The sequence below is a fragment of the Streptomyces sp. NPDC059080 genome (assembly GCF_042739975.1).
GTDB lineage: Bacteria > Actinomycetota > Actinomycetes > Streptomycetales > Streptomycetaceae > Streptomyces > Streptomyces benahoarensis.
Map to the genome: position 1 here is coordinate 14,773 of NZ_JBHYGX010000046.1, position 26,752 is coordinate 41,524.

Annotated in this window: 9 protein-coding genes; all 9 read right to left on the reverse strand. The window is 68.1% G+C overall.

All coding sequences use genetic code 11. From position 1 onward, the window contains the following. Positions 1-161: 161 nt before the first annotated feature. Complete coding sequence (locus tag ACFWWQ_RS25890) at positions 162-2,783, reverse strand: RNaseH domain-containing protein (RefSeq protein ID WP_384600674.1); 2,622 nt, start codon at positions 2,781-2,783, stop codon at positions 162-164. Beyond that, positions 2,783-6,067: a hypothetical protein gene (locus ACFWWQ_RS25895; protein ID WP_384600677.1), complete on the reverse strand. Its 3,285-nt coding sequence runs from the start codon at positions 6,065-6,067 to the stop codon at positions 2,783-2,785. Before ACFWWQ_RS25895 ends, ACFWWQ_RS25890 begins: the two co-directional genes overlap by 1 nt. A 20-nt stretch (positions 6,068-6,087) precedes the next feature. Next, the gene (locus ACFWWQ_RS25900; protein WP_384600713.1) at positions 6,088-7,224 is read right to left on the reverse strand and encodes a hypothetical protein; all 1,137 of its coding nucleotides are present in this window, start codon (positions 7,222-7,224) and stop codon (positions 6,088-6,090) included. 496 nt (positions 7,225-7,720) lie between these two features. Beyond that, a complete protein-coding gene (locus tag ACFWWQ_RS25905; RefSeq protein ID WP_384600680.1) occupies positions 7,721-9,877 on the reverse strand; it encodes a DEAD/DEAH box helicase in 2,157 nt (718 codons plus the stop codon). A 68-nt stretch (positions 9,878-9,945) separates the two neighbouring features. Beyond that, entirely contained in the window at positions 9,946-11,298 is a 1,353-nt protein-coding gene (gene brxD, locus ACFWWQ_RS25910; protein WP_384600683.1) for a BREX system ATP-binding protein BrxD, read from the reverse strand. Between the two features lie 70 nt (positions 11,299-11,368). After that, positions 11,369-14,287, reverse strand: coding sequence for a BREX-2 system phosphatase PglZ (gene pglZ, locus ACFWWQ_RS25915; RefSeq protein WP_384600686.1), 2,919 nt, complete (start codon positions 14,285-14,287; stop codon positions 11,369-11,371). Beyond that, the gene (locus ACFWWQ_RS25920; RefSeq protein WP_384600689.1) at positions 14,287-18,180 is read right to left on the reverse strand and encodes a phage resistance protein; all 3,894 of its coding nucleotides are present in this window, start codon (positions 18,178-18,180) and stop codon (positions 14,287-14,289) included. Before ACFWWQ_RS25920 ends, pglZ begins: the two co-directional genes overlap by 1 nt. Positions 18,181-18,206: 26 nt before the next feature. Beyond that, positions 18,207-21,947, reverse strand: a complete 3,741-nt coding sequence (gene pglX, locus ACFWWQ_RS25925; protein ID WP_384600692.1) for a BREX-2 system adenine-specific DNA-methyltransferase PglX — start codon at positions 21,945-21,947, stop codon at positions 18,207-18,209. A 53-nt stretch (positions 21,948-22,000) separates the two neighbouring features. Further along, complete coding sequence (gene pglW, locus ACFWWQ_RS25930) at positions 22,001-26,722, reverse strand: BREX system serine/threonine kinase PglW (RefSeq protein WP_384600695.1); 4,722 nt, start codon at positions 26,720-26,722, stop codon at positions 22,001-22,003. Between the last annotated feature and the right edge of the window lie 30 nt (positions 26,723-26,752).

The following is a 26,752-nucleotide window of genomic DNA, read 5'->3' on the forward strand; positions in this document are numbered from 1 at the left end:
ACTATTGACTACATGAGTGTGGCCGGGCGTTGAGGGGCTCCTGACGCTAAGCGGTGTCGGTAATCTACGAGTGCGGAACGTCAAACAAGTTTCCGACTGCTGGTGGTGCACCACTGCATTGTCCAGCGGGAGTGAGCTCGGTTGGCCCTGTCCATGCATGGCTATGAAAGGTCATCTTCGTCATCTTGGGCCTCGCCGTCACCAGGATCGTGGCTGCGGAAGTCGGGATGGTCCTGGTCGGTCTTGTAGGCGAGATGGAGTGGGGCCGGACGTAGCGTGCGGTGATCCCACGCGACGGCCTGGTCGCATTGCCGGGCGACGAACGCGACGAGGTCGCCGGGGCGCCAGCTGCCTGGCGTGGGGACGGTGAGCTCGATGCGGCTGGTGGCGTGGAGGTCCTTGTTCATGGGGTTGTAGGTGAGGGTGCTGAAGTCGTCGCGGGTTCGTTTGTTGCCCTCGCGCAGCATGGGCGAGTTTCCGGCTTGCTGGCGTGATTGTTGCGTGAGCATCCACACGGTCTCGTGGGGGTGATGCTTCTCGAAGATGAGAGTGCGCCGGTAGGTGGGGTTCATGGTGGTGAGGTTGTCGACACCGTCGCGGTAGACGGTTGCCGGCCGCGCTGCATGGTGTCCGAAGGCGATGCGTACGGTGGCGACGTCGATGCCGTCGTGAGCGAGACCGCGTCCGGGGTGCGGCGCGGTGCGGAAGGGATTGTCGTCGAGGGCCGGGTAGATGCTGCGGCTGCCTTCCTTGTCCAGGACGAGGACGACACGGTTGCTGCCCTCGGGCAGGACGAGGTTGTCGAGGGCGGTCTCGATGTGGTCTCGGACGGCCCGAGCACCGTCGCCGTTGCGTCCCCAGCGTTCGCTGCCGATCTCGGAGGAGTGGAAGAGGGCACGCCCCTCCGCGATGCGCAGCCATCGCCCGTTTTGGTGCATCTCGGTGTACGGCGGGGTTTGAGCGTCGGGCGTGAAGTGCATCGCGACGAGGCAGGCGACGAGTTTGGGGCTGCGGTAGCCCTGGCCTCGTACTCGCTTGTAGACGTGTCGGCGCATGTGGATGCCGACCACGGTTACGGGCTCTGTCAGCGGCGCGTCCATGGACACCTCGGGCGTGGCGCAGATGGCACGAGAGAGACGGTCGTCGATGACGCCGGCGTCCTGGAAGATGTGGCGCAGGGCCGCGCTGGTGGGAAAGTCGGTGTCCTCTTCGCGCGGCGGGGCGTCGGTCTTGACGAGGAACTGGCTGACGATCCTGGTGGCTCCGAGTGCCTTGCGGGTGGCTGGCTTGCCGTCGTGGGGGACGGGCTTGCCGTCCCAGGTGGTCTCGCAGATGACGGCGATGAGTTGGTCGGGGTCGCTGACCTGGAGGGCGCTGTGGCTGCGGATGAGTGCTGCGCGGTCATGGCGGCCGTGCATGGTCAGCTCGGGGATCTTCCGGAATTCCAGTGTGATGGTGGGGGCGACGTCGACGATCTGCCCATCGAAAGCCGTTGCCCGGTCGGCCAGTGCAGCAGGTGTTGCAATCCCGTAGTCCGAACGGAGTTGACGCAGGATCCGTTGCGGCGTGCTGTCGGCGGAGTACACCGCCACCAGGCGCACTGACTTCCATCCGGCTGCCTCCACGGCCTGTGGCAGCTTGCCGCGGGGGATGGGGCCGCTGGTGATGCTCTTGCCCGGGATGGTGTGGCGGGAGGCGTCGTAGATGATCGGTTGGACGCCGAGGGTCTCGGCGATGTGGGTGGTCATGCGCAGGGTGAAGTAGGCGCCGACGCCCTTGCCGACCAGGTGCTTGCCCTTGTTGCGGAAGACCGCCCGGACACGGTCGAGAGCGCCGTCGGCGTTGACGGGCAACGTGACGGGTTTGAGGCCGCACGCCTGGACGATGGCCGCGGTGTGTCCGCGGAAAGTTGTCTTCCAGGTGAAGCGCCCGTCCTTGTCGGTGATCTTTTCGCCGTCGGGGCCGGTGCGGGGGAGATGGCGGACCGGGACGCGCAGCAGGGTATCGAACTGGGGGTGCTTGAGCATGACGGTTTTGACGTTGCGCCAGTGGTCGGCGACGCGGGTGACGTGGCAGTCGAAGCGCAAGATGGGGTTGGGCAGGCCGCGTTGGGTCTCTCCGGTGACCGAGACGTAGGCCATTGCCCAGCCGGTGCGTTCGTTGGCTCGGCCCTGATAGATGGTGCGGTAGTAGGGGTAGTCCCAGGCTACGAGTCGTTTGGCGTCGTGGGAGAGCGCCACTCGGAAGGGCGTGGCTGGCTGGTCGGGGTGCTGCTGGTCGGTCATGGCGCGGGCTGCCAGTTGCTGGATGGCGGCCCACCCTGCGGCGTCCTTCCACCACCAGGGCCCGGTGATGTAGCCGCCGTCGTCGCGCTGCAGGACGTCGGTGAGGGGGCGGCAGGCCGTGTTGCGGAAATCGATGTGCTCGCTGAGGAGTTGGTGCTTGAGGTTGGGGAAGTGCAACTTCTGCCACGTGTCGAAGCAGCGCTTGGTGAGCTTGGCATCTAGAGGGCCGTCGGCGACGATCAGGCTCTGTGCCTCGTCGGGCCCGGTGCTGCGTCGCCGCGAGATCGTGAAGACGATCATGCGTCCGGTTGCGGTGCCCAGGGCCACGCGCAGGGCACCGTGCGGGGTGCGGAAGCCTTCGTCGGGGTCCCACTGGCGTTCGCAGACTTCCCACAAGTCCTCGAACTCGGGGGTGAGGGGGTAGAACCACACCTGTCCCATCAGTTCAGGGCTGAGGGGGAAGTCGGCGGTGTAGAGGCGGGTGGGGCCGGCGGCCATCAGCGGTTGGTCCTTTCGTCGGCGAAGTTGAAGATCGCGGTGAGGGTGTTTCCGTAGATGTTCTGCAGGAGTTCGAGCTGCCCGGTCTTGGCCCAGCCGTGGCGCAGTTCTCGGATGAGTCGCGGCAGGTCGCTGCCGCTTGCGGTGTTGTGGAAGGCGTGGTCGGCGAGGTAGAGGACGCCTTGGTCGCCGCCTCGCCGTACGCGGCCGCCGAGCTGGATGATGCCGATGAGCATTTCGGCGACGATCGACAGGCGCACCTGGTTGGGCAGGGACTGGAAGAAATGGTGGCTGCGGAAGAGCTCTTCGTGGACTGCGCTGGAGGTGCGGGAGAGTTCGCGCAGCATTTCGGCGGGATCTTGCGAGCGGTTCAGGGCGCTGTAGGCGCGGCTGGAGATGAGCGCGAGGAGCTGGGCGGGTTCGTCCATCAGCGGGATCGGGCGGACGGCGAGGATGACTTCGCCGACCAGGGAGCGCCCGTTGTGGTCGACCATGTTCAGTCCGCGTTCGGCAATGGCGAGCGGTGCGATGAGGATCTTGGCACTGTTGTGGTGGGGGAAGAGTTCCAGAGCATCCGAGGGGATCTCATGCCAGGCGGGGCGTCGCCGGAAGTGCGCCGGTACGGCGCTCTCGCTCTCGACGCGGGCGGCGACGGCAATGCTGTCCGGGTCCGCGCCGGCGGAAATCATGCCTTCGGCGAGCTGCCCGGCGCCGACGTAGGAGGTGCAGGCGACGAGGATGCGTGCCCGGTGCGCGGTGCTCGCCCGGCTGCCCAGCTTCTTCAGATGCTGCACGATGTGGGACCACAGGGCGCGGCCCATCTGCTGGTGGGCCTGGTCCCGGTGGATGTCTGATGTACCGGAGATCCGGATGGGATTGTTGCGCTCGTCCACCAGGGGCAGCGACTTCAGTACCAGGGAGCCGGTGATGTCATCGGGCACGTACCAGGTCGGTGGAGTGATGAGGTGGTGCATGGTGCCGCCGGGCATGTGCGCAGTCGCCGAGAGTCCCAGCACAATGCGGCGTTGCCCGCACAGTGCCAGCGCGGTGGTGTCGCCGAGCTGGGCGGTGTAGGCGTGAGGATCGCCGGCAAAGGAGGTCAGGGCGAGTTCGGTGCGATGCTTGTCCTCGATGTCGTGGATGGCGGTGAAGCCGAAGACGGGTGCGCCCAGCGGGCCGTACGGTGCGGCGTGCCATTGCTTGTTGTCGTCGAGCATCTCGGCCAGCTGGTTGGCCGCGGTGATACCGGATGCCTTCAGGGAAGTGCCGAAGCGGGTCACGTATTCGATTTGGGCTCGGATCTGCTCCAGGTAGGCCCGTCGCACCAGCAGGTCGACCAGGAGTTCACGGTCGTCATCGTCAAGTGCCGGGTCCAGCAGCGAGGCTGTGGCAGCGGAGATCCGTGCGTGCGCGCCGTCGAAGACGGGATCGGCGCCCTCGCGCAAGGCTGTGGTGTCGAGCAGTTCGCTGCGCAGCCGGGTCAGGTGGTCCTGGCTGCTGTCATCGAGGCCGGGGATGGCCGGGACGGTCGCCTCGGTGAGCTGGGCTTCCTCGCTCGGGTTGAACAGCTTGCGGAAAGTATCGATCTGTTCGTGAGTGGGTGAGGAATCCTCCGGAGTGCGCCACAGACGCGCGGTGCACCAGGCATCCCAACGGCGCGGGATGATCAATCGGCGGCGCGCGAGTTGCTGGCGGTTGCGTTCGTTGGGGCCGCGTTGGGCGATGCGTCCGTTGGCTGCGTTGCTCACGTAGCTCTCCGACAAGAATCGCGCCTGGGTGATCTTGGGGTGGATGTAGCGCTCGAGCTCGTACATCAATGCGCCGGCCCGGACGCTGAACTGGTCGTGAAGCTCTTGCAGGGCACTGGGCTGCCGGCTGCCGTAGCGCGCGAGGGTGACGTGGTGGGCGCTCTTGGCGAATCCGGTGGCCTGGAAGGCGTCTGCCTCGTCGATGAGCAGGAGATGGGTGAGGCGCAGCAGCGCCTCTTCGACGCTCATGTGGTTGCGCTGCTGCCCCTCGGCCAGCACCGGGACATGGAGGCGGCCGGACATGAGGTTGATGTGGTTGGTGACGATGATGTTCGCGCTGTCGAGTGCCAGCTGGTGGCGGTGTTTGCCGCAGTGGGCGTACCAGGGACAGCGGTGGCAACGGACCTCGCCGGTGTCCGCGTCGATACCCTCGAAGTCCGAGCAGCGCTCGCGCCCGGGCTGCCACAGGTCGACGTCCTGGGTGTTTGTCGACCTCGCCTGCATGCCGCAGCCGTAGGAGAACTCGGAAAACGCCTGATCCGCCTCATCGAGCCGGCCCTCCTCCAGGTGACTGCGGGCGGCCTTCTCCGCCTCTGCCTGCATGCTGTTCGGCGAGATCAGCGGCACAACCACCGCGTCAGTGCGACCGAGCTCTTTGAGCTCCGCACGCAGGGCGTGGGTGAAGGCGAGCACGCTGTCATTGCGCGGTACCACGATCCCGGTCACATAGCCGTTCAGGACGCCCCACTCGGCCAGCAACTTCGCCAGAACACTCTTGCCGGAGCCGGTGCACGCGCTGAGCACCCTGATGAGCCCGGCGTTGAGTACGAGGTTCATTTCGGTGAGCAAGGAGCCGTCGGCGTGACGGATGTATTGGAAGAGCCGGTCCAGACTCTGACGCCGGTGGCTTTGGCCGAAGGCCCGATCCAGCGAGTCGGCAATCGACCGAAGGGCCTCGATCGGCACGGACAGCACTGGGCACTCGCGGGGCTTGCCGAAGTCCGGCAATGGCGTGTCGACGTGGGGCACATCGAGGACGTAGTGGGCCTGGATGACCCCGTTGCCTGGCCGGCTCGGATCGGGGATCTGCGTGCCGATACGGAAGTGCCCCTGAAGGGCCAGTGGGCGGCTGCGCCCCGCGTCGAGCGCGGCGGCACGGTCATCCAGGATCTCCAGGACCTCGTCCACCAGCGCGGCAAGCTGCTGGTGGACCGGCTCAGTCACCAGGTAGAGCTCGTCATCAAGGAGAGCGAACCCCTCCGGAATCCCGGTCGAGTTGAACAGCTCCTCGACGGCGCGGCGAAACGCGCTCAGGATCGCCAGCCGCCCGGTGCGGTGCAGCAGGAGCCGAGTGACTCGCCGCGTGTCCTCAGACGACAGATCCGGATAGCCCCTCCACAAGTGTGTGTGCCCGGAGACAAGGAAGTGCGCGTCCCGGATCGCGGTCGCGTGCCGGAAGGAGTCGTCGCTGCGGTCGGGAAACAGCCGGGCGGCCAAGGCGAGCGCGGCCAAAGTGCTCAAGCGCTGCACGCTCATCGCGGCCAGAGGACGACTGTTCACTGTGCCCCCTTGAGGGCCTTGTCGACAAGGGCCTTGAAGGCGCGGACGGTCCGGACCTCATAGCGCCCGGTCGGCAGGGACCGGCGCAGCTGCGCGACCTGCCAGGACCGGTAGTCGGGCACGACCACGTGCCGGGCTCGTGGCGGCCTGGCGACGATCTGGGATGGGGACCTGGTGTCCTTGAGGTCCACCTCGAAGACGCTGTTGCCAGCCCGGACGCTGATGTCCCACCGGTCCTTGTGCGGCCACTTCGTGATTGCGTCGCCATCGATGCCGGCCTGCTCGGCCAGCCAGCCCATCAGTGACACCTCGGTGATGCCGGGGACGGTGATGTAGCGCCAGACGGCTTCGTGCAGACACACTGTCTCGGCTGCGTGGACCGCGAGGGCCGGCAAGGTGCCGCGCACACGCGGCGCCCCGCCAGCGTCGTGTTCCTGCGTGATGGTGAACTGCCCGACATGCTGCGGATACCGGCACGCCAGCAGGGAGCCACGCACGTGCATCGGCCACCGACAGACAGGGCAGGGCACGTACCAGGCATTCTGTCCGGAGACGAACTGGCGATCAGGCGGCAGCGGTTCGTACGCCTCGGTGTGCAGGGCTCCGCGCTCGTGCAGTTCGTCGCTGACCTGCTCAACGGTGCCCGCGGGTACTTCGATCAGCATCTGCCGTGTGGCGACGTACTCGTTCTGTCCCGCGGACGAGAGAACCAGGTAGACGGAGCGTTCGACCTTCTCAAAGGTCTGCTGAGCCCACCGTGGCACCCAGTCGACCCCTGCTTCGTGGTTCTCGAAGAGGGCCTCGCTGTAATCGGATCCGTACTCGATGGCCTCGCCGGTCAACAGGTCATCGTGGCTCAAGACGCTGAACGAGCCGAGCTCGCTCGGAACGAGATCCCACCGCAGCGGGACCCATGCCCGCATGGGGTGTCGCAAGGCGGCAATCAAATCTGAGGGCGTCGGGGGAGCTGCCGCAGGAGGGAGCAGGCTCAGGAACACGCCGTGCATCCGTGACACCTCACGCCATGCGGCAGGCTTCTCGTGCCGGGTGGCAAAGGCGCGGGCCGCTCGCAAGGCAGTCGTGGTCAGATCACCGACGAGCTTTGCCGTCGGGCCCCCTGCACTCGCCCCCACCGTGGACGGTCGCCTCTCGGCCTGTGATGGTTCCTGCGTCATGGCAGATGATGATGAACCCACCCACTGACACCGGTTGAGGGCAAGAGCCATTTTCGGCCTAAAAGTCACCGGCTCCCATCATGCTGGAACCCATTCCTGGCCTGGTGTAATGGCCAAGGCGGCACGAAGGTGTGACCGGAAACGAACACGGTGGGAAACGAAAGCTGGCGCAAACCCAATACCGCCAGGGCTGCATTGTCAGACCTCTCCGATAGTGGGGCTTAGCGTCCGTCTGCCGGAGCGCCGGCCTCGCCACACATAGACGACACGGCCGCAGAGCGGCCTGGATGACCGACCGGCACCGCTCCAAGAAGTCGGGACGAGGTGCCCGGGCACATCGATCGTGGCCTGATTGATTATCGACCGAGGCAGCGGGATACCTCGTGCACCGGGATGCCTTGGTCGAGGGCAGTAGAGGCTAAGAAGTGGAGCAATGTAGCCACTTACTCAGCCATCAACCGCCCCACTCGACCCGTACGGGCTCCTGGGCTGCGGCGAGGGCGCCGTCGAAGTCGGCGAGGCGTTCGGCGAGGGTGGCGGTGGCGATACGGGGAGGCAGGGCCACCGAGAACTTCAGGCCGCGTACGGCGCGAGGGTCGACCGTGGGCAGCGTGAGGGAGTCGGGGAGTTCGGCTCGTGCGGCTTTCCAGTCTGCGAGGGAGAGGTCCTGGCGGAGCCGGATGTGGGTGTCGGTGGGGCGCTGCACCGGGTCTGCGAGGTTGCCGAGGGAAGATGCGAGGGTGGCATTGGCGCGGTAGCCGGTCCAGGTCCACCAGCGGGCGGCGTCTGCGTCTCGGACCAACAGGGTGCCCGCCGGGTGTACTTCGTGGGGTGCGCGGTCCATGCGGAGTTCGGCGAGGGTCGCTGTGGCGCGGCGGGTGAGCTTGACGTCGGGGTCGGTGCCGAGCAGAACATCGCGCATGGCACGGGTCAGTGCGTACGAGAGACCGCGTGCCTCGCTGCCCTGCCATTTGGCGACGCCACCGTCCTCGACCGGTTCGACGAAGGCGCGGCGCCGTGCCCAGTCGATGAAGGTGACCTGCCAGCTGCGGCCGGCCAGGAGCAGCCGCCGTGGACCCTGGCGCTCCTCTGTGAGGACAGACGGGTCCGTGGTGCCGATCTCGGTACGCCCGGCGAGCACGGTGAATTCAGGGGGTGCGGTGAACGAGGCGGTCAGCTCCATGAAGTGACGTCGGCCGAAGTGCTTTTCGGCCTCGGGGCCGATGAACAGCATGCCGCCGTCGCTGTCGAGGAAGCCCTCGGAGACCAGGTGTGACAGGAGCGGAGAGGCGGAGCGGTCGAAGGGTGCGAGGCCGTTCCATTGCTCGGGCCACAGTCGGTCGCCGATGCGATGTTCCTGCAGGGTGACAGCGAGGAGTTGTTGTGCAACGAGATGGCGGGGCGAGGGTGGAGGGGCGACGGGTTCCACCCACCCGCGGGCCCAGAGGGAGAGCAGGCCGGCTGCTTGGAGCAGCATGTCGGGGCGGGTGGCGAGAAACAGGCAGTTGCGGGATGTGCCGGCGCGGCGTCCGGTGCGGCCGATTCGCTGCAGGAAGGAGGCCACGCTGCCGGGGGAGTCGATCTGGATGACGCGGTCGAGGTCGCCGACGTCGATGCCGAGCTCCAGGGTGGAGGTGGAGACGATGACGCAGTCGCGTGCTTCCGCGAACGCCTGCTCGGAACGGGCGCGTTCGTCGGTGGAGAGCGAGGCATGAGAGAGGAACACGGTGACGTCGCGGGCACGGAGTGCGGCGCCGAGTTCCTCCACCTGTTTGCGGGAGTCGCAGAAGACGAGCCGCTTCTCGCCCTGGTGCAGAGCGGAGATCACCTTGGCTGCGTTGGCGAGAGAGCCGACGTAGTCGAGCTCCACATCCCCTGCGGGGCGTGGGAGTTCGGTGGCGCTCGCGGCGTCGGTGGTTGCGGGCAGGGTGACGCCGGGTGCGACGACTCGGCCGGGCCGGTCGGCGGGGCTTGCGCCCTGGAGCCAGGTGAGGAGCGTGTCGGGATTGCCGACGGTGGCTGAGAGGCCGACGCGTTGGATGCGATGGCCGGCCAGCCGCTCCAGGCGTTCCAGTACGGCGAGCAGGTGCCAGCCGCGGTCGTCCCCTGCGAAGGCGTGCACCTCGTCGACGACGACAGCCCGTACCCCTCCCAACATGTGGGCGTGGTCGGTCTTGACGCTGATCAGCATCGCTTCGAGTGACTCGGGCGTGGTGAGCAGGAAGTCGGGGGAGTCGGTGCGGATGCGGCGGCGTACGGACTCGGGGGTGTCGCCATGCCAGAGGGCGGCTCGGCGTCCCAGCCACTGGGCGTAGCTGTCGACCCGGTGCACCAGGTTGTTCAGGAGCGCCTTGAGCGGGGCGAGGTAGAGCACGGAGGTGCCGGTCCAACGCTTCTCCCGCATGGCGGAGAGCAGGGGGAACGTGGCGGCTTCGGTTTTCCCGCCGGCGGTCGGCGCGAGCAGGATCGCGTCTTCGCCATCCATCAGCGGGCCTACGGCAGCCTTCTGCAGGGGGCGCAGATCGGGCCAGCTAAGCGTGTTGACGATGTGGTGCAGCACCACCGGGTCGAGGCGGTCCACCGGGTCGGTACCGCTGGAATGCTCCTGCACGTCGGTGACTCCTGCGATGGTCGTCAGAGTTCGGGACTCCGGGGGACGGGGCTTCGGCGAGTCGGCCGTCAGAGGTCCAGGTCGAGATCGTCCGCCGAGGCGGCCGGTGCCGGCGCGGCGAAGTTCCGCTCGGTGGCGCTGAGGTCACCGCTTGCCACGGTCAGCTTGTAGTGCGTGCGAGGGTCGAAGTCGTCGAACTGGTCGATCCGGTCGAGTACGTCCCCGACCAGCTTCTTCAGGTACAGCCGCGGTGCGACTCCGACCTTCCCACCAAGGGCCCCGCCTACAGCTCGAGCCAGGTCGGTGAGGTACGCGTCATCGGCGAGCTGCTTGATGCGATCGGGGGACTGGGAGCCTTCGGCATACAGGTCACGGATGGTGGAGCCGAGTCCAACCAGCGATTCCTCGGTGAATCCCGGCAAGCGGATCTGGACGGCCCGCGGATTGTCGAAGCGCGGGTCGGTGGTGAAGTCCGTGGCGAGGCGCTGGGCTAGCGGGGCGAGCCGCTGCACGCCCTGCTGACCGTCGTAGAAAGCGGGGGTGCCGGTGATGACGAGATACAGGCCGGGGAAGCGGCCGGAGTGGACCTCGTCGATGAGCTGACGCAGGGCGTTCAGTGCCTTGTCGCGGGCATCGGAGCGGACCCTTTGCAGGGTTTCCACCTCGTCCAGTACGAGGATGAGTCCCGCGTGTCCGGCGTCCCGGAGCACGGTGAGCAGGCCCTGCAAGAATCCGAAGGCGCCGAAGTGGTCGAGGTCGCCGCGTACACCTGCGCTGCGCCGGGCGGCTGCTGCGACGTGCGGTTGGCCGCCGAGCCAAGCCATCACCGCGGCGGCAGTGGCCTCGTCGCCGGCGTCCAGGGACTGCTTGTATCCGCGCAGAGCGGTGGCGAAAGCGGGTGCATGCCGGGACACCTCGGCCAGACGGGCGGTGAGGAGCCGGTCCACCGCCTGCGGCAGCTTCTCCTCGCCCGAGCCGTCCGCGAGGGCGTCCTCTTCCAGCGCGTAGAACCAGGCATCGGCGACCGGACGCAGGGCGCTGGGCGGGAAGCTCGCGGTGCTCAGGCGTTCGGTGAGACGCCGGTAGACGGTCTCGAGCTTGTGCAGGGGTGTCTCGGTCTCCGACACCTGCACCTCGGCCACGGCAAAGGTGCGCCGCTTGGCGCGCTCGCCGAGCCACCGAGTGAAGAAGGTCTTGCCGGAGCCGTACTCACCGCGTACGGCCTTGAACACCGAGCCGCCGGCAGCGACCGCGTCCAGCTCCTCGTCGACGGCCTGCTCGAACCGGCCGAGTCCGGTGGCGAGCAGGTCGAGTCCGCTCTCGGGGACGGCGCCGCGCCGCAGCGCATCCACCACTGCGCGTCGGCGTACGGCCCCCACAGGGGCGGCGGCACCGGAGGCTGAAGATCCAAACCCGTTCACCCGAACAGTCTCCCATCCGGCATGACACGGTCCCGTCGGTTCGACGAGTGGCTGGGTCGGCGGTGCCGGTTCACAGGCCGAACTGCTCGACCAGCTGGGCCCGGTGTAGGCGCAAGGTGCGGTTGTCGGGGAGGATCTCCAGGATCTGGGCCCCATCGTAATTGAGGAGCTGGGCGAGCGTCGCGGCGAAGCCGGGGGCGCGGGTGGCTGGCTGGCCGGCGCGCTCGGCGAGGGCGGTCATCGACAGGGTGCCCGCCTCGACGAGTGCGGTGAGCGCCTTCGGGAGGAGCGTCTTGTCGCGCGGCGGACGGGCGAGCAGGCCCAGCTGCGCCTGGTACAGCTCGGTGGACATGAGTCGCTCCACCAGCGCGGTGGCGGGGTCCGCTGCCGGGGCGGGTGCAGTCGCCGTCTCCTTCGCCGGATCGGTAGTCGTCCGCTGCGAGGGCTCAGTAGGTGCCTGCGGTGCCGGGGGCGCCACCTCCTCTTCGCCGAAGAGGCCGATGACACCCTCGGGCACAGGCAGGGCGGACTTCTTGGACTGCTTACGCTGCGGGCGCACTATGGCAGTGTCATGGGTGGAAGCGGCTTCCGCCTCCACTTCGTCTGCGGCCTCGGTGCCCTCCTCCCACCACACGGGCGCAGGGTCGCCCAGCTCGCGCCAACCTGCGGGCGGCTCGGCGCCGAACGGCAGCAGGGCGAGCAGCGGGATGGTGAACTCGGCGAGTGTCGCTCCGCCGTGATAGCCCGCCTTTAGCGCGGTGTACCGGGCGTCGTGGTCGCGCAGGGCGACGATTCGCGCTCCTGGTTCCGGCCAGACGACTCGGGGCCCGGACAGCTCGATCTCGGCGGGTGCCACAGGTCCGCCAGGGGTGCGATGGCGTGCCGAGCCGACGGTGCCGCTGGCCGCATCGAGCTTGCTGCCGCGCCGCTCCACGACATGGCCGTGGTCCGAGGTGATGAGCACGGTCATATCGTTCGCACGGGCGGCGCGCAGCAGCGGCTCCAGGCCGCCGATCTCCTTCGCCGCCCATGCGCCGTCGCCGAGCTTCTGCTCCTTGCCGAGCCGGTCGTCCACGGTGTTGAGGACGACCGCGACGTGGGTGCGCTCGTCGGACAGCGCCTCGGAGAGAGCGGTTGAGAAGGGCGAGCCGGTGTCGGGGCCGCGCAGGTCGTCCTTGTGGAATACGGCAGCCGGGGCCCCGTTCCAGCAGGAATGGAGAGGGAAGAGCCGCTTCTCGTCATTCTGGTCGCCCTTCATCAGGGTGCCCGCGAACAGCGAGGTGCGAGAGATGGTGGTCAGGGTGGGCAGCGCGGCAGCCACCGCGCGCCGGACCGGTAGGCCGGTCGCTTCGGTGTGGGGGTCGAACTCGGCCCACTGGTCACGCAGTTCTTCGCCGAGCTCGGCGGCGATCGCTGCACTCATGCCGTCGATGAGGAGCAGCAGGACCCGCCGGCCTGGACTCTCGACGACAGGCGTGACCACGCGACTGAGCAAGCTCTCCACGGTGAGCATGGAGCGGGGATCGGTGCCATCGGCGGTCCACACCGCGAGCCGCTCGGAGAAGGTTCGGTCCAGTTCCTTGCGCCGCTCGCGCACCTGGGTGCCGATCCGGCTGTACGCATCAGAGAGTGCAGCGTCTGCGTCGCCGCCCGCCTCCAGGTGTTCCAAGGCTCGGTCCACCCAGCCGAGTTCGCGGATCTGACGGGCGGTGCCGTCGGCCACCGAGGCGATCTCGGATCCGGGCTCGGCCGTGAGCCACCGCCGCAACCGTGCAGCCATCCGTACCCGCTCGATACGGGCCCGGTTGGTGCCGTCCGCGGCGAGTGCATGCTCGACCAGTGCGGTGATGGCGACTGTGACCTTCTCTGCATCTCCGTCGGAGAGTGCGTGGCCCGCGGTGGTGAAGCGTGTGTCGAGTCCGGATTCGAGCAGAGGGCTGGCCGAAGCGGCAGCCTGTGCCCCGAATTGCGTGACGAGCTGGGCGGCCCGAGTCAGGACGGGGTCGGCGAGCCGGTGCTCTCCCCGGTCGACCAGGCTGCGGACGTACGCCTCGCCGCTCTGACCGAAGGAGGTCAGAAGCCTGTCGAGATCGTCACCCTGGGCAGGTGGTGCCTCGCCGAGCCACCGCTCGGCCCGCCCGCGCGCCCGGTACAGGTCGTGGTCGGCTTCCGCGTGCCCCCACAGCGCAGCGCACACCACCGCGTACGCCGCTGCGTCCGCCCCGTGTTCGGCGTCCACCAGGGCGGTGACGATCCGGCCGGCGGACCCGCCCTGTTCGGGTTCCGAGAGGAAGCGTGCCAGACCGGCCCTTTCCGGGCCGCGCAGGTCGCGCAGCAGATCCGGGCCGCCGGGGTTGAGAGTCCACTGGAACAGTGCGACCGGATCGATGCGGTCCCCGTCGTCGTGTGCGGCCGGACGGCCAAGCGGATTCGTGTCATGGCGGCCGATCCTCAGGCGCCGCCGGGCCAGCCGGGTGAGGGCCTCGTCGCGGGAGAGCAGGCCCCGACCGAGCGAGGGCCAGCCCCGGGTTGCCGCAGCGTCGAGGAGTGCTTCGGCCGCCCACTTCTCGCCGCGCAGCCGCCCGTCGAGGCCGCGCGCGTCGAACGCTTCCTGTACGACTTCCCAGTTGTCGACAGACCGGATCCTGCCGCCGTAAACGCGGGCGAGCAGCCCGGGGTCGAGGTCGGTGTCCTCGCGATCGGTGAGGACAATCAGGACCTTGGGATCGACGGGTTCCGGCGCGTCAAGGTGACCCAGGATCTGCTCGTGTACGGCGAGCACCGAGGGACCCACGGTCACCCGTGCCTGCAGTCCGCCGGCAGTTCGCTGCACCGCGGGCGCGTCCCAAGAGGGAGCGGCCCGCAACAGCAGTACGCGGGCCGTGCCGTCGCCGAGCCGGCTGCGGGCGGCGACGTACTGACGGACGGTTCCTGCGGACAGCCGGGCGGGGCCGACGGCCGCAGGGGCTGTGGTGACCGTGTCGGACATCAGTCGACGACCTTCCAGACGACCTCGACGGTGGCGTTCGGGTTCTCGGCCGCGAGCGCCGCGATCTCCGCCTGCAGTTCGGCGGCGGCTCGGGCGGCGGTGGTACGCCCGCCACCGGAGCGGGCTGCGGATCGCGATGGAGTACGAGGCCCCGGCCCTGGCTCCGGCAGTACCTGCGGGTGGGCTGAACCGGTGTTCAGATCCACGCTCTCGGAGCTGGGCGGCAGTTCGACGGGCGGCTGGGGCTGCTCGGCCGCGGTCCGCCGGGACCTCAGCAGGGACAGCACCTCCCGGCCGGCGGCGGTCAACACTCCCGGCAGATCCGGGTAGTCACCGGGATCGCCGGCGGCCGCGTCCCGCACCCGCTCTAGGACCGCCGCACCGTCCACCCCGAGGGTATCGGCCAGGCTCAACTGGTCCCAGACGGTGTTCTGCAGAGCGCTGGCGACCTTCCCGGAACTCATCAGCGACATGCCGAAGCGATGTGCGGTGAAGTCGCCGAGGTCGAAGCGGGCGAGCCGGTCCACCACGGACTTCGCATCGATCCCGGCCTCAGTCACCGCCTTGACCAACTCCTGCGCACGCCGGGCGAGAACGAGCCGGGGCGAGTCGTCGCTGAGCCGCAGGAAGTCGCGATGCTTCTCCAGCTCCCCGACGAGCCGTCCGGTGTCCTGCGCGAGTGCGGCGGCAGCCTGCCTTATCTGCCCGGCGAACTGGTTGACGATCCGCCCGCGCCGCAACTGCGGCGCCCGCTTCCCGAGCATCGGCTCGAAGCGCTTGCGTGCCTCGTCCCAGTCGCTCTCGCTGGGCAGCTGCTGCTCGCGCAGGGCGTAGTCCCGCTTCAGCTCGTGTGGTGCGGGCGCGGGTTCGATGGGCACTCCGCCACGCACCCACACTCGGTCGGTCATCTCCGCATATGCGGCGGCAACCAACCGCTGCAGCGGCTCTGGCAGTCCACGCCGATCGGGCAGCTCACTCCAGTCGGACAGCTTGACCAGGGTCGGCTCGGCGACGCCGTCCCGGCGGGCCTGGGCGTTGAAGTGGTCGGGCCAGGCGGTGGACTGCCGGTAGTACGCCTCCCGCATGGCGCCGAGCCCGAGCCCGCCCGCGATCCGCGCCATGACCTTGCGGTCCTTGGCCTCGACCTCGACTTGCCCGTCACGGTCCTCGGCGGCCTTGCGTACGTACTCGAAGACGGTCTTGATCTCGGCAGGCTTCACGGGCCTGCCTGTGCCCTCGGGGTCCAGATTGGGATGCGCGGGGTACTGCTGGGCAAGCAGCTTGCCGACCAGGTCGCGGGCGGCGGACTCCAACGGCGCGCCGAGCGGGGGCCGCAGATCGGGTACGTCCTGCTGGGCGACCAGATGGTTCTCGAAGCTGAGGTCGACCACCCCTTCCTGCTTCTGCGCGAGCCCGTACGCCTGCCGCAGGGACAGGTTGACCCGCTCAGTGAGGACGAGGAGTTGCGACTGGAGCATGCCCTTGGCGCGCTCCTTGTCGTCCGCGTTGAGGCTCCGCGCGTACTCGGCGTCGAAGCGGGCTTCGTCCGCGAGGGCCTTGTCGATGACGACGAGACGCTCGAAGTCGGCGCGGGAGGCATCCGTCAGATGAGTAGGAAGCCAGGCAAGGGTCCGCGAGTCACCGCCCGGCTTCTCCCGCAGGGCGCGTAGCCGCTGCAAGTCATCCATCGGGCCGAACTCGCCCTCGTCGTAAGGGAAGTCGACGACGAGGCGCCAGGCGTCGTCCTGACTGGGACGCAGAGTGGTCTCGGGCAGGGAGTCAGGATCGGCGACGTTCCCGAAGACTACCTCGACCTGCCGCTCGGTCCCCTTCCACACCAGGCCGAGCACGTCGTAAGCATCGAAGCCGCCGGGCCCGTCGCTGACGCCGAGCGCGTCCTTGAGCAGGGCGCGCATTTTGGTACGGCGGTTGCCCTGGTTGTTGTGGACCTGGGCGTTGGCGAGGACGGCGTCGAGGTCGACACCGGTGAGCTCCAGGCGCACCACCGCGCCCGGCCCGGTACTGGTGACCTTTATCTCCGGGAAGTTCACCGCCCATTCCTTGGCCTTGTGCTCAAGACGGCCGACCTCGGTACCCGCGATACGGGTGGTGATGGAACCGTGGTTGAGGGCATGCAGCCGCGCGAGTGTGAGGTCGGCGAGAGCGGGGACACTCGGCGCCAGCGCGGACAGCAGCAGCGTCTGCAACAGCCGACTGTCTCCGGTGAAGTCACGGCAGCGGGCGGTGAGTTCGGGATCGTTGAGGGTTTCGGGATGACGGCGATACGCCTCGACCTGGTCCTCGGTGACCTGATTGGCCTTCAGCAGGTACGGGCGCAGCTTGTCCCGGTACAGCTTCTCGGCAGCCTCGAAGTGAACACTGGTCTCCCCGCTGAACGCCTTGTCGCCGCCTCCCGCGATCGCCGGGTACAGGTCACCGAGCGGCACGAGCTGCCCGAGCCGCCAGTCGTCGCGGTGATCGACCAGCAGCTGGCTCATCAGCTTCAGACCGGTGCGGGAGCGCTGCAACGCGCCGGAGATGTGCACCAGGGTGTCCATGAACGCCGGCGGGAACGGATACGTCCGCCGAAAAGCGGTCTCATCTGCGCCCGTGGTCGACTTGTCGTGACCGAGCAGGGTGTCCCAGACATCCGGGCCGAGCTTCTTGGCCTCGGTGAACGCTGCCTCCACCTTCGCCTCGGCCTCGTCGGTGGTGGGCTTGAGCAGCCGGGCCTGCGCGATCTGCGGCAGGTTCCGGTCCTCGAGCACCACCTTGTCGAAGCGCCCGCCACTGAACTTCAAGGTGTCCTGCACGGCGGCCTCGGCGGCCCCCGACATCTCCTCGCCGACCAGCTCGCGCAGGTCGCGCTGGCGGGCGATGAACGACACCACCGGGATGGCGCGCCGCTCGTCGGCGCCCTCCACAAAGTTCGTGATCTTGTCGGCTTCGCGGGAGACAAACTTCTGGTCGTGGATACGGGAGGCAAGCCACAGGATCAACTCGTCCATGAACAGGACGAGGCCGTCATAGTTGAGTTCCTTGGCGTGCGCGGCGATGATGCCGAGCCCCTTGTCCAGCGAGACGAACCCGTCGGCGTCCTCGGAGGCGTTGCGCGCGAAGGAGGGGAACAGAGTCTGGGTGAGGTCCTGCACAAGGCGGGCCCTCAACTCCTGCGGCGTGGAGGGGCTCTCCAGGTCGAGACTCTTGGTGTTGTCGTGCTCCTCCTGCGCGGCGACCGCCTCATTGAGGAGCTCGGTCGTCCAGGCGAAGGAGTCGCCCCACTCGTCCTCCTGGCCACCCCCGGCGTCGGCGAGCTGCTCGATCACCCGCTCGTCGCCGTTCCGCCGGCGCTGCTCGGCGAAGTCCTCGAAGAGCCCGTCGGTCAGATAGACCTGCGGCAACGGGCAGCGAGGGTGCAGCTTGCGTACGTGCTCCACGTACTTGCCGAGCACGCGCTGCTCCAGGGACTTGGAGCCCAGCATGTGGTACGGCACCAGCAGGAACTTGCGATCGTCCGCGTCCAGCCAGGAGTGCCGGGTCCGTACCGGGTCGAGATCCGCGCGGGCCCGAGCGGCCTGGTTCCGCGACAGCAGCGCGTACAGCACAGCCATGAAGTGCGACTTACCGGAACCGAACGAACCGTGCAGATAGGCCGCCTTGGACGAGTGGCTGTCCAGTGCCGACTTGATCAGGTCGAGGGCCTCGTCGAAGTTGGCGAGCAGCCGGTCGGTGACGACGTAATCCTTGAGGGCGGCCTCGGCCCCCTCAGGGGTGACCGCCTCGTTCAGCTTCAGTACGAAGTCGGAGGTGGACACCGACTCCGGGATGTCGATCAACTCCCGCAGCAGCGGTCGGCCCTCGGGACGAGAGTTGTTCTTGCTCATGAACGCCATGGTGTGTCTGCTTCTCCTCGCCCTGCTCAGTCGGACTCGGTGCCGGTGGCGGCAGCGGTTGTTGCGTCGGTGATGGTGTCCGTGTCGGACGTCTGGCTGGCGGCCTTCGCGCTGGCGCGCTTCTTCGGGGCTGCGGCCTTCTTCGCACCGCGTCCGCGTGTCGCGGCTGCCGGGCGCCAGGCCCGCAGCGCGTCGTCCGTCAGCCCGAGCTCGCCCTGCTTCGACTGCCGGAACGCCAGGATCTCCGCGGCCGGCGACGCCCCGAACTCCGGGTCGTACTCGCCGTACCACTGCTCCAGCCACGGCTGCAGTTCCAGCAACCCGGCCAGATACGACACGAGTTCGTCCTCGCCGAGCCCAGCCTGCTGGATGTACGAGGCGAGCGCGAGAGCTTGCTCCAGGTGATCCCAGCCGGCCCACCCGTACAGCTCCGGCGACTGCGCGTTGACCGTTCCGTATGACACGAACCGCTCCTTGGGCACGTCGAGCTTGCCGCGTGCACGCCAGTAGCTCGGCTTCAGGAAGTCGGCGGAGGTGTACTTCGGCGGTACGGGCGTCCGCTCGCGGACCTTACGCTTGGCGGGCTCGTCGACTGCGGCGTCCTCTTCGCGCTGGAGGTCCCAGATGTGTTCCCAGTCGGCGCGCTTCTTCAACCCGGCCGGCTTATAGCGGAGGGTGGGGATGAAGGGCACGTGCTCCTCGGCGAGCAGCTCGCGCACGGTCTTCGAGAGGTCCTGGCGGGGCGCGTACAGCTCGGCGACGGAGGTGAAGTCCTCGTCGGCGGACAGGCTTTCGGCGAGGCGGGCGAGTGTAGTGACGGTGGGGTTGCCGTTGACGTCGAACCAGTGGGTGCGGTCCTCGATCCGGTCGAGAAGCCAGGACTTCAGAGCCTTTTGGCGCATCGAGTTCCAGCCCTCGGTGGCCCAGCGCCGCTTGTACTCAGAGCGCTCCACCATGCCGATAGCCCGGTTCGACTCGATGACGTTGATGCGTTTCTGCACAAGTGCCTGGTACTCGGCGGGCCAGTGGGAGGGGATCTCGGTGATGGGGGTGGAGCCGTGCCGCTTGAACCACACCTCATTGACCTCGCCAGCTGCCACCCGGCGCGCGAGCACGATCTCGAAGGCCCGCTCGCCGAGGGCGAGTTCGGGGGCATCGGTCACGTCGGGCAGACGCAGGCTCTCGGGGTGCAGGTCGTAGAGGGAGTACACCTGCCAATCCAGTTCCTCCTGCAGTGCGATCATGCGGCCGCGGGTGGCGTTGTAGCGGTCCTGGGCTTTGCGGAGCGCGGCGGCGGTGGGGGCGGTCTTGGCCGAGAGGGCAACGGGCGTTGTGTCCGAGAGCTGCTGCGCGAGGGCGTCGAGCTCGGTGGCGAGGGCAGTAGGGAATTCGGCAGGGAGAGGGAATTCCTGAAGCTTGGTGCCGGTGAACTCGTAAAAGCGTTCCCACTCGTCATGCATGAACCCGCCGGTGCCTGACTGGCTACCCTTATCGTGGCTCACCATCTTGAGCCAGAACCCGGCCGTGGAGCTATTGAGCAAGCCAAGCAGCGCCAGATGCTCCTCCGCTGTGGCGTCCTCACGGAGCTTGATCACCTGCGCCGAGTCCTTCACGGGGAGCCGGCCGTTCTGGAGGTAGAAGTGATTATGCGTCGCAACTTTTGCGTAAACGATCAACTTTTGCGCCTTGACGCGGGAGCCGTAAACCTCACGCCATGAAATCCAAGGAATTCCCCTGTCTAGCATCGTGATACTGAAGCGCTTGCGAAGTTCCAGTACGTGACGCAGTGGCCACATGAAGCGCAGCAAGTCCTCGCTCTCTGCGCCGTCGAGGAGCTTCATGTCCTGGTCATACGGGCTGGTGAGCCAGGTCGCGCCGGTGAGTCCCCAATCCCGTACCTCATCGCCGTTGGCGACAGCGGTGGGCCTTGCACCTCGTTGGTGGGCGGCAGCAGTGTTCACCGAACCAAAGGCGTTGTCCTCGCCAGTAACGATAGACAGGCCGAGTTCTTGTGACGCAGTTCGAAGCCGCTTTCCCGTACTGTCTACGATCTTCAGGATGTCTGGTGCGGCACCTCCTGTGAGACTCCATGGATGCTTTGACAGGTCGTCACGTTGCGTGTCGCGAACGCTGATCCAGTCGCTCTCGGAGTCCGGGGAGTCGGTCTGTTGAGTGATAGCCCGCCAGACGAGTCCATCCTCCGCCTTCTCCGGAGCGGCTGGTTCCCCCTGAACGCTCCGGACCGTGCGGATGGTGGCCCGGCGAGCGCCCGTGTAATCCAGCGGGCGGCCGACGAGGATGACCGTCGGCGTCCCATGCCCCGGGATGTATGCCCCCGACGTGTCGATGACCTCTGTCAGTTCGACCTGATCCCGGAAGAAACTCTCGATCAGCTTCGTCCCGAACTCCCTCTTCATGAACGAGTTCGCCGTGATCTGGCCGACCACGCCGTAGCCGAGCCCGGACTTCTCTTCGCCCCGAACCGCAAGCTCGAAAAAGCGCTGCGCGAATGGGACAGAAAGCGCGTACGTACCCGCGCACGCGTCGTACAGCTTGCGATACAGCTCGTTGAGTGTTTTGTCCTTGACTGTGATGTACGGAGGATTCCCTACCACCACGTGGTAGCGGCCCCGGTTCAGGATCTGCGGGTACTCGAACACGTCCTCCGTGCTCAGCGCGTAGTACGGGTCTTCGGCGTCCGCCGATTCCAGACTGTCGCTAAGGCTCAGCTGCTCGTCGCCGAAGAGCCCCTCCTGCCGGTGCTCCGTCAGCAGCAGCGAGTCGCCCACCGCGAGCTGGATCGGCCACTCGTACTTCTGCGCCTCTGCGAACGTCCGCATGTCGCTCGAAGCCATTGCCGCGACCAGCAGCCGGAAGCGGGCAACCGCGATCGCGAACGGGTTGAGGTCTACCCCATGTACAGACTCCAACGCCGCCCGCACCCGTTCGTACAGGCCGACTTCGGGTCGCTGCGACGTCCACATCCGCACCAGCCGCCGGAACGCCCCGAGCACGAAGTGGCCCGACCCGCATGTCGGGTCGATCATCTTCAGTTCTTCGAAGCCGAACTCCCGCACTGCCGGGGTCATAGTCCGATCGAGGATGAACTCCTCCACGAACTCCGGCGTCTGCAGCAGCGCGTACGTCTTGCGGGCCGCCTCGCTCAGGTCCTGGTAAAGATCGCCGAGGAACCGGGTATCCCACCCCTTGGCGCCGTCTTCGCTCAGCGGATCGCTGAAGTCGTGCACGAGCACCGGGCCGCCGCCTCCACTGGACTCATCGTCCTCGCCGACCGCACCCCCGCCAGCGCCGTCGTGCGAAAGTGGAATCTGGTACAGCGGGTTGTGCTCCTGATCGAAGAGCAGTCGCCCCGCCTGCCCAGCCCCCAACTCGGCGAACGCCGTCTCCAGCCACCCTCGATACGTAGGGTCGGAATCCTTCTCCAGATATTCCTCGTACCGTGCCTGCGCGGTCTCCCGCCCCGCCACATCCGGCGCCGTGATGTACGGCTCGGCGATCAGCCGGTTGTCCTCGCTGAAGCGGACGAACACCGTGCCGAGCACCCACGCCACCGCGACCTGCGTGATCCGCTCACCGAGCCAGGCGTTCCACGTCGCCGCCGTGCGGCCCAGCTTTCGGGCCTGGTCGTACTCGCCGCGCAGCCGCGTCCCGACCTCGGGGACAGCTTTGACCTGCTGCTCGAGGTCGGTCTCTGCCGCCTTGACCTGCTTCTGCAGGTCGGCGAGGAGGCTCTTGCGGTCGATCACGTACGGCTCCTGTGGAGAGTGGGAGAGAGCGGAAGAAGATCAGGGGACGAGGGTCAGGCGTCAAGTGCGAGGTGCTTGCGGGCGACCCAGGCATCCGGCACGACGATCCACTCGTCGAACCCCGCCTGGTACGGAACACTCTGCCCGGCCAACCGCGGCGCCCGTGCCGGATCGGACTGTGCGACGAGAAGCCACAGCGGGTTGCCGCCCTGCCGTGCCTCCTCCGTGAGCCGCCCCAGTAGGTCCAGCGCGTCGTACCGAGCCAGGACCGCGGTGTCGGTGAGCAGCAGCGGACCGCGCGCCTCCGCCAGCCGCTCCCGCAGCCGCGGCTCGATCCGCCCCCACGCCTTGTCGGTGCGGATGCGCAGCTGCTGATGGGGCCGACTGCCCGGTTCGGCGGCGTCCGCCTTGAGGACGGTCTCCCAGGTGGGACGGGCAGCCTCGCCGACCACGCTGCGCAGTTCGTCCACGAACAGCCCAGTCAGGGATACCGGCCGAGCGCCGAACGGCTCACCGGTCAGCCAGCGCACCGCGTCCTCGGCCCGTCGCTGTGGCACGGTGAGGACCCGGAAGCCGTCCTGTCGCGCCGAGTGTGTAAGCCGCTGGTTGGCTTTGACGGCGGCGGCGACGGCCGCGTCCGCGTCGTACTGGGTGGGTGCGGAGCGACGTGCTGCTGAGGCGCCCCAACTCGCCGAAGTCAATCCGGCGGTGGCGTCCCCGGACCGGCGGTCAGGGACGAGACGCAGGACCTTGTCGTAGCGGGTGGCCAGCTTCAGCTCGAAGCCGGCCTCCTTGAGAGCGCGGACCAGGGCGCTTCCCGTGGGCAGCTTCCGCGGCACCAGTGGATCCGTACCCAGGTCGGGGAAGCGGGTCGCGACCCGCTTGTGCAGGGCGTCCACGGTCAGGCCCGGAAGGCGGTTTTCCTCGACGCCGGGCTGCACGGCGACCACACCGGCCTGGGTGATCCTCAGCGCGCGTACCAGGTCCAGGTCGCGCGGGTAGATTTCCAGGCGCGGGGTGAGCGCGGCTCGGGTCGAGGCGGCGACCGCGATCTCGGCGGTGCGCCGCTCATCCCAGCCCAGGCTGCCCAGCGGCCGGCGCACCGCGTCCAGTTCGGTGAGGACCGTACTCGCCGTCGGCAGGGACTCGAGCGCCGCGAGCCGGTCGGCACGTGCGCCCAGGTTCAGCGCGTACTCCTGCAGGGCGGGCAGTGATGGGGTGTCCGGGCCGTCCACGCCCTCCCGGACGTCCAGGGCGAGCAGGCCGATCACCGGGTCGGCGCCCTTGGGCATCCGAGCGTGGAAGTAGCGGAAGAGCTGCGGGGACTCGTCGTCCCCACTTTCGCGCTCCACCAGCGCCCGGCTCTCGCGCTCCACCAACGCCCGCAACAGAGAGAGCGCGAGCGCACGCCGGTCGCGCCGCTCCACGTGCTGGGTGCCGCGCCGGACGATCAGTGCATCGGCAAGTTCGATCACCGGAGCGACCCGGCCGCGCTCGGCGAGCAGCTCCACCAGCTCATCGCGCAGCAGCCCGAGGGCGGCATCCTCGTACCAGCGCTCGCGTGCCTTCTTCACGATCTGCGGGATACGGCCTGCGGTCAGGCCCACGGCTTCGGCGACGTCCCGCTGGCGCACCCACGCGAGGCCGTCGGGCAGTCGCCCCTCGTCGTCGGGCAGGCGAAGGAGCAGGCGTACGGCTTCGCGCTCCTTGGCGTTGGAACGGGCGTTGCCACCGGACGGCCTCGGCACCAGACGAGCGGCGAGCGCGTCCAGGCTCAGGCCGCTCAGCACCTGCGGGGCAGTGACGTCCACACCGGCCGCGGCGATTGCGTCGGCGGCTGCCCGTTCCAGGGCGGTGCGCTCCTGGTTTGCAGCCTTGAGGGCTGCTGCGCTCAGCGGTGAGGGTGCGGCCTTGCCGAGCCGGACGTTCCACTCCTTCTGCCGGCGTTGGATCTCCTCGCGGGTGCGCGAGCCCATGCCCGGTGCGGTGAGGAACTTCTTGGCCGAGTACTCCAGGACGTCCCCGACGTTGTTGAGCCCCATCGCGAACAGCTGCGACTGTGCGGAGACCGTCAGACCGGCCACCGACAGTGGCGTCTTCCGGTCGGCGCGCTCTGCCTGCTGGTCGCGGACCTGCTCGGCGGAGACGTCGTCGTCCTCCCGCCCGATCCGAGGCTCCGTCGCAGGCTGGGCGACCGCGTGGGCACCGCCCTTCGCACCGCGACTCGGCTTCTCACTGTGCCCGGAGCTTGGCGCCGTCGTGCGCTGTGCATCCAGGAAGATGCGCTGCCAGGCACGTTCCATCGGCTTGAGGTCCGAGAAGCGGTCCTTCACGTCCCGGGCCAGAGCCTTGCGGAAGAACGCCACCAGTCCGTCGCGAACGGCCGGTTCGAAGGCGTCGGCTGCGAGCTGCGGAAACGGCCACTCCTTCGCATCCGTCTGTCGCGGGGTGACCGAACCGTCGCCCCAGCGGGGCAATTCGTTCGCCGCCATCTCGTGCAGCGTCACGGCCAGCGCGTACCGCTCGGCATGCCCGTCGTACGAGCCGCGTGTGATGATCCCGACGAAGGGGTCGAGGTAGCCCTCGGTGCCCGCCTCGATTTCCTTTGCGGGATATCCGGCCAGTGAGAAGTCGATCAGCACCAGCTGGCGGGTGCCGTTGGGGCGGATGCGGATCGCGATGTTGTCCGGCTTCAGGTCCCGGTGCCAGATGCCCTCGGCCTCCAGGTGCTCTACCGCGCCGAACAGGTACTTCCCGTACGCCTCCAACTGGTCCATGCCCAGGCGGCCGTTGTCCCGCAGCTGGCGGGCCACGGTGTCCTCACGGCGGCGCGGCCCCTTGTCGGCGCTCGCGTCCTGGTCCTTCAACTCCCGGCTGTCGCCGACGTAGTCCAGGACCAGAACTCGCCGCCCGGCCAGCGTGAGCGGCTCCCGCTCGTACAGCGCGATGATGCTGGAGTCTCGGTGGATACGGCCCAGGACGTCTGCCTCGCGGTCCAGGACCGTATGCTTGGCCTCACTCAGTGCGACCTTCAGCACTGCCACCGGCAGGGCACCGCTCCGCCGCGGCTCGCCCTCCAGGTCCCGCACCAAGAACGCCCGCGAAGTCGAGCCCGTACCGAGTCGGCGAACGACCTCCCAGCGGCTGCCCAGCACATCCCCGGCCACTGCCTCCAGCGGATCCTTCTCCGGTTTGGCCTGCTCCTCGCCGTCGCTCGCAGCCGACCCGCCGTTCCCATCCCCACCTGCGCTGGCCGCAGCATCCGAGCTGTCCGCGATCTCCTCGACGAACGCCTGCTCGACGTACTCCAGCATTTCCAGGAAGTCGTCGACGGTGGACAGCCGCCGTCCCGGCTCGTATGCGGTGGAAGCCTCCACCAGATCGTCGACATCCGGATGCAGTCCGTCGACCAGCGCGCTCGGACGCAGAGTCTCGCCGCCTTCCAGGCGCGCCATGACCTCGCTCTGGCTCGCACCCGGTGCCTGCCCGGTGACCAGCAGATACGTGAGCACACCGAGGCCGTACACATCGAGCCGTACCGGATCGGCCTTCGGGATCCTCAGCTCCGGTGCCAGATACGGATCGGCCTGGCCCGAGACATGGACGCCCGACACATTCGTCGGAGCCAGAGTCAGCGGCCGGCCACGACTCACGCTCTGCCCGGTGGCGATCTGCCAGTCCGCGATCTGCGGCCACGGCCGCAGCCAACGCTGCTCCTCGCCGAGCTCCCGCCCACGTGGACCGCGGTCACGCGGAATCACATGCACCGAGTGTGCGGACAGCGTCCGGTGATGGATCCGCCGCGAGTGGGCGGAACGCACCGTCTCCGCCACCTGCCGCACCAGTGCGAGTCGGCCCTGCAGGTCGAGGCGCTCTCCGTGCTGCACCAGATAGTCGTCCAGGCGCAGGGTCTCCGGGTGGTAGTCGAAGAGAATCGCCGGCCCAGCCGGATGACCCGAAGGTAGATAGGTCTTCAGCTGTACGGCGCCCGGGTGTTTGAACCGGCTGAGAATTGCGGCCTCACGGGCGGCGGCCCGCTCCACCGAGCGCCGCTCCTCGTCGGAGGCCCCGCGCTCGCTGAGGAAGACCCGCACCCGCGCCAGGTCCTGTAGCTGGGAGTGCCGGCCCAGGTAGTCGGCCCAGGTTGGACCGGAGTCGAACGCCTTCGCGTCCAGCAGATACGAGCCCACCTCGTGCTGGCGGCGGATCGGCGTGATGCGAAGCTGTTTCAGGGCCGCGTCAATTCGGCGGGACGTCTCGGCCGTGACCCGGCGACGACCGTCGCCGGGCGGCACGGCCAGCATCTCCACCAGCTTCTTGACGGTGAAGACGCCGTTCATGTCGGCTGCCGGAAGCTGTACCTGCAGCCGGTCGTCGGTGAAGCAGACCGCTTCACCGACCCAGATCCGCGACCGGTCCCCTGGACGGCCGGCGACCCCGTTGACCAGGCCCGCCAGCTCCTTGGCCTTCTGGTTCGACAGATGCAGCGGATTGCCGTGCCGACGGGTGGTCCCGTTGGGCGTGGTCTGCACCCAGTCGTTGCCACCGCCGTGGACCGAGCCGTGCCAGTCCTTCAGCTCAACCAGAAAGACTCCGGCTGGCGCGACCACCAGAAGGTCCACTTCGCGGACGTGCCCGCTGTTCGCGGTGAACGAGAAGTTCGACCAGGCCCGCCACGGCTCCTCGTCCGGAAAGCGCTTGCGGATCGCCTCAAGACCTCGGCGCTCGTGCTCGTACCCGGACTCGGTGACCGTCGTCCACCGGCCATCCAGCATGCGGCTCCCCGTCCCCGTCTCTGTCTGCTT

Coding starts and splice junctions, on each gene's coding strand:
- ACFWWQ_RS25920 (WP_384600689.1), bottom strand. CDS start 18,180: ATGGCGTTCATGAGCAAGAACAACTCTCGTCCCGAGGGCCGACCGCTG.
- ACFWWQ_RS25895 (WP_384600677.1), bottom strand. CDS start 6,067: ATGAGCGTGCAGCGCTTGAGCACTTTGGCCGCGCTCGCCTTGGCCGCC.
- pglW (WP_384600695.1), bottom strand. CDS start 26,722: ATGCTGGATGGCCGGTGGACGACGGTCACCGAGTCCGGGTACGAGCAC.
- pglZ (WP_384600686.1), bottom strand. CDS start 14,287: ATGTCCGACACGGTCACCACAGCCCCTGCGGCCGTCGGCCCCGCCCGG.
- ACFWWQ_RS25890 (WP_384600674.1), bottom strand. CDS start 2,783: ATGGCCGCCGGCCCCACCCGCCTCTACACCGCCGACTTCCCCCTCAGC.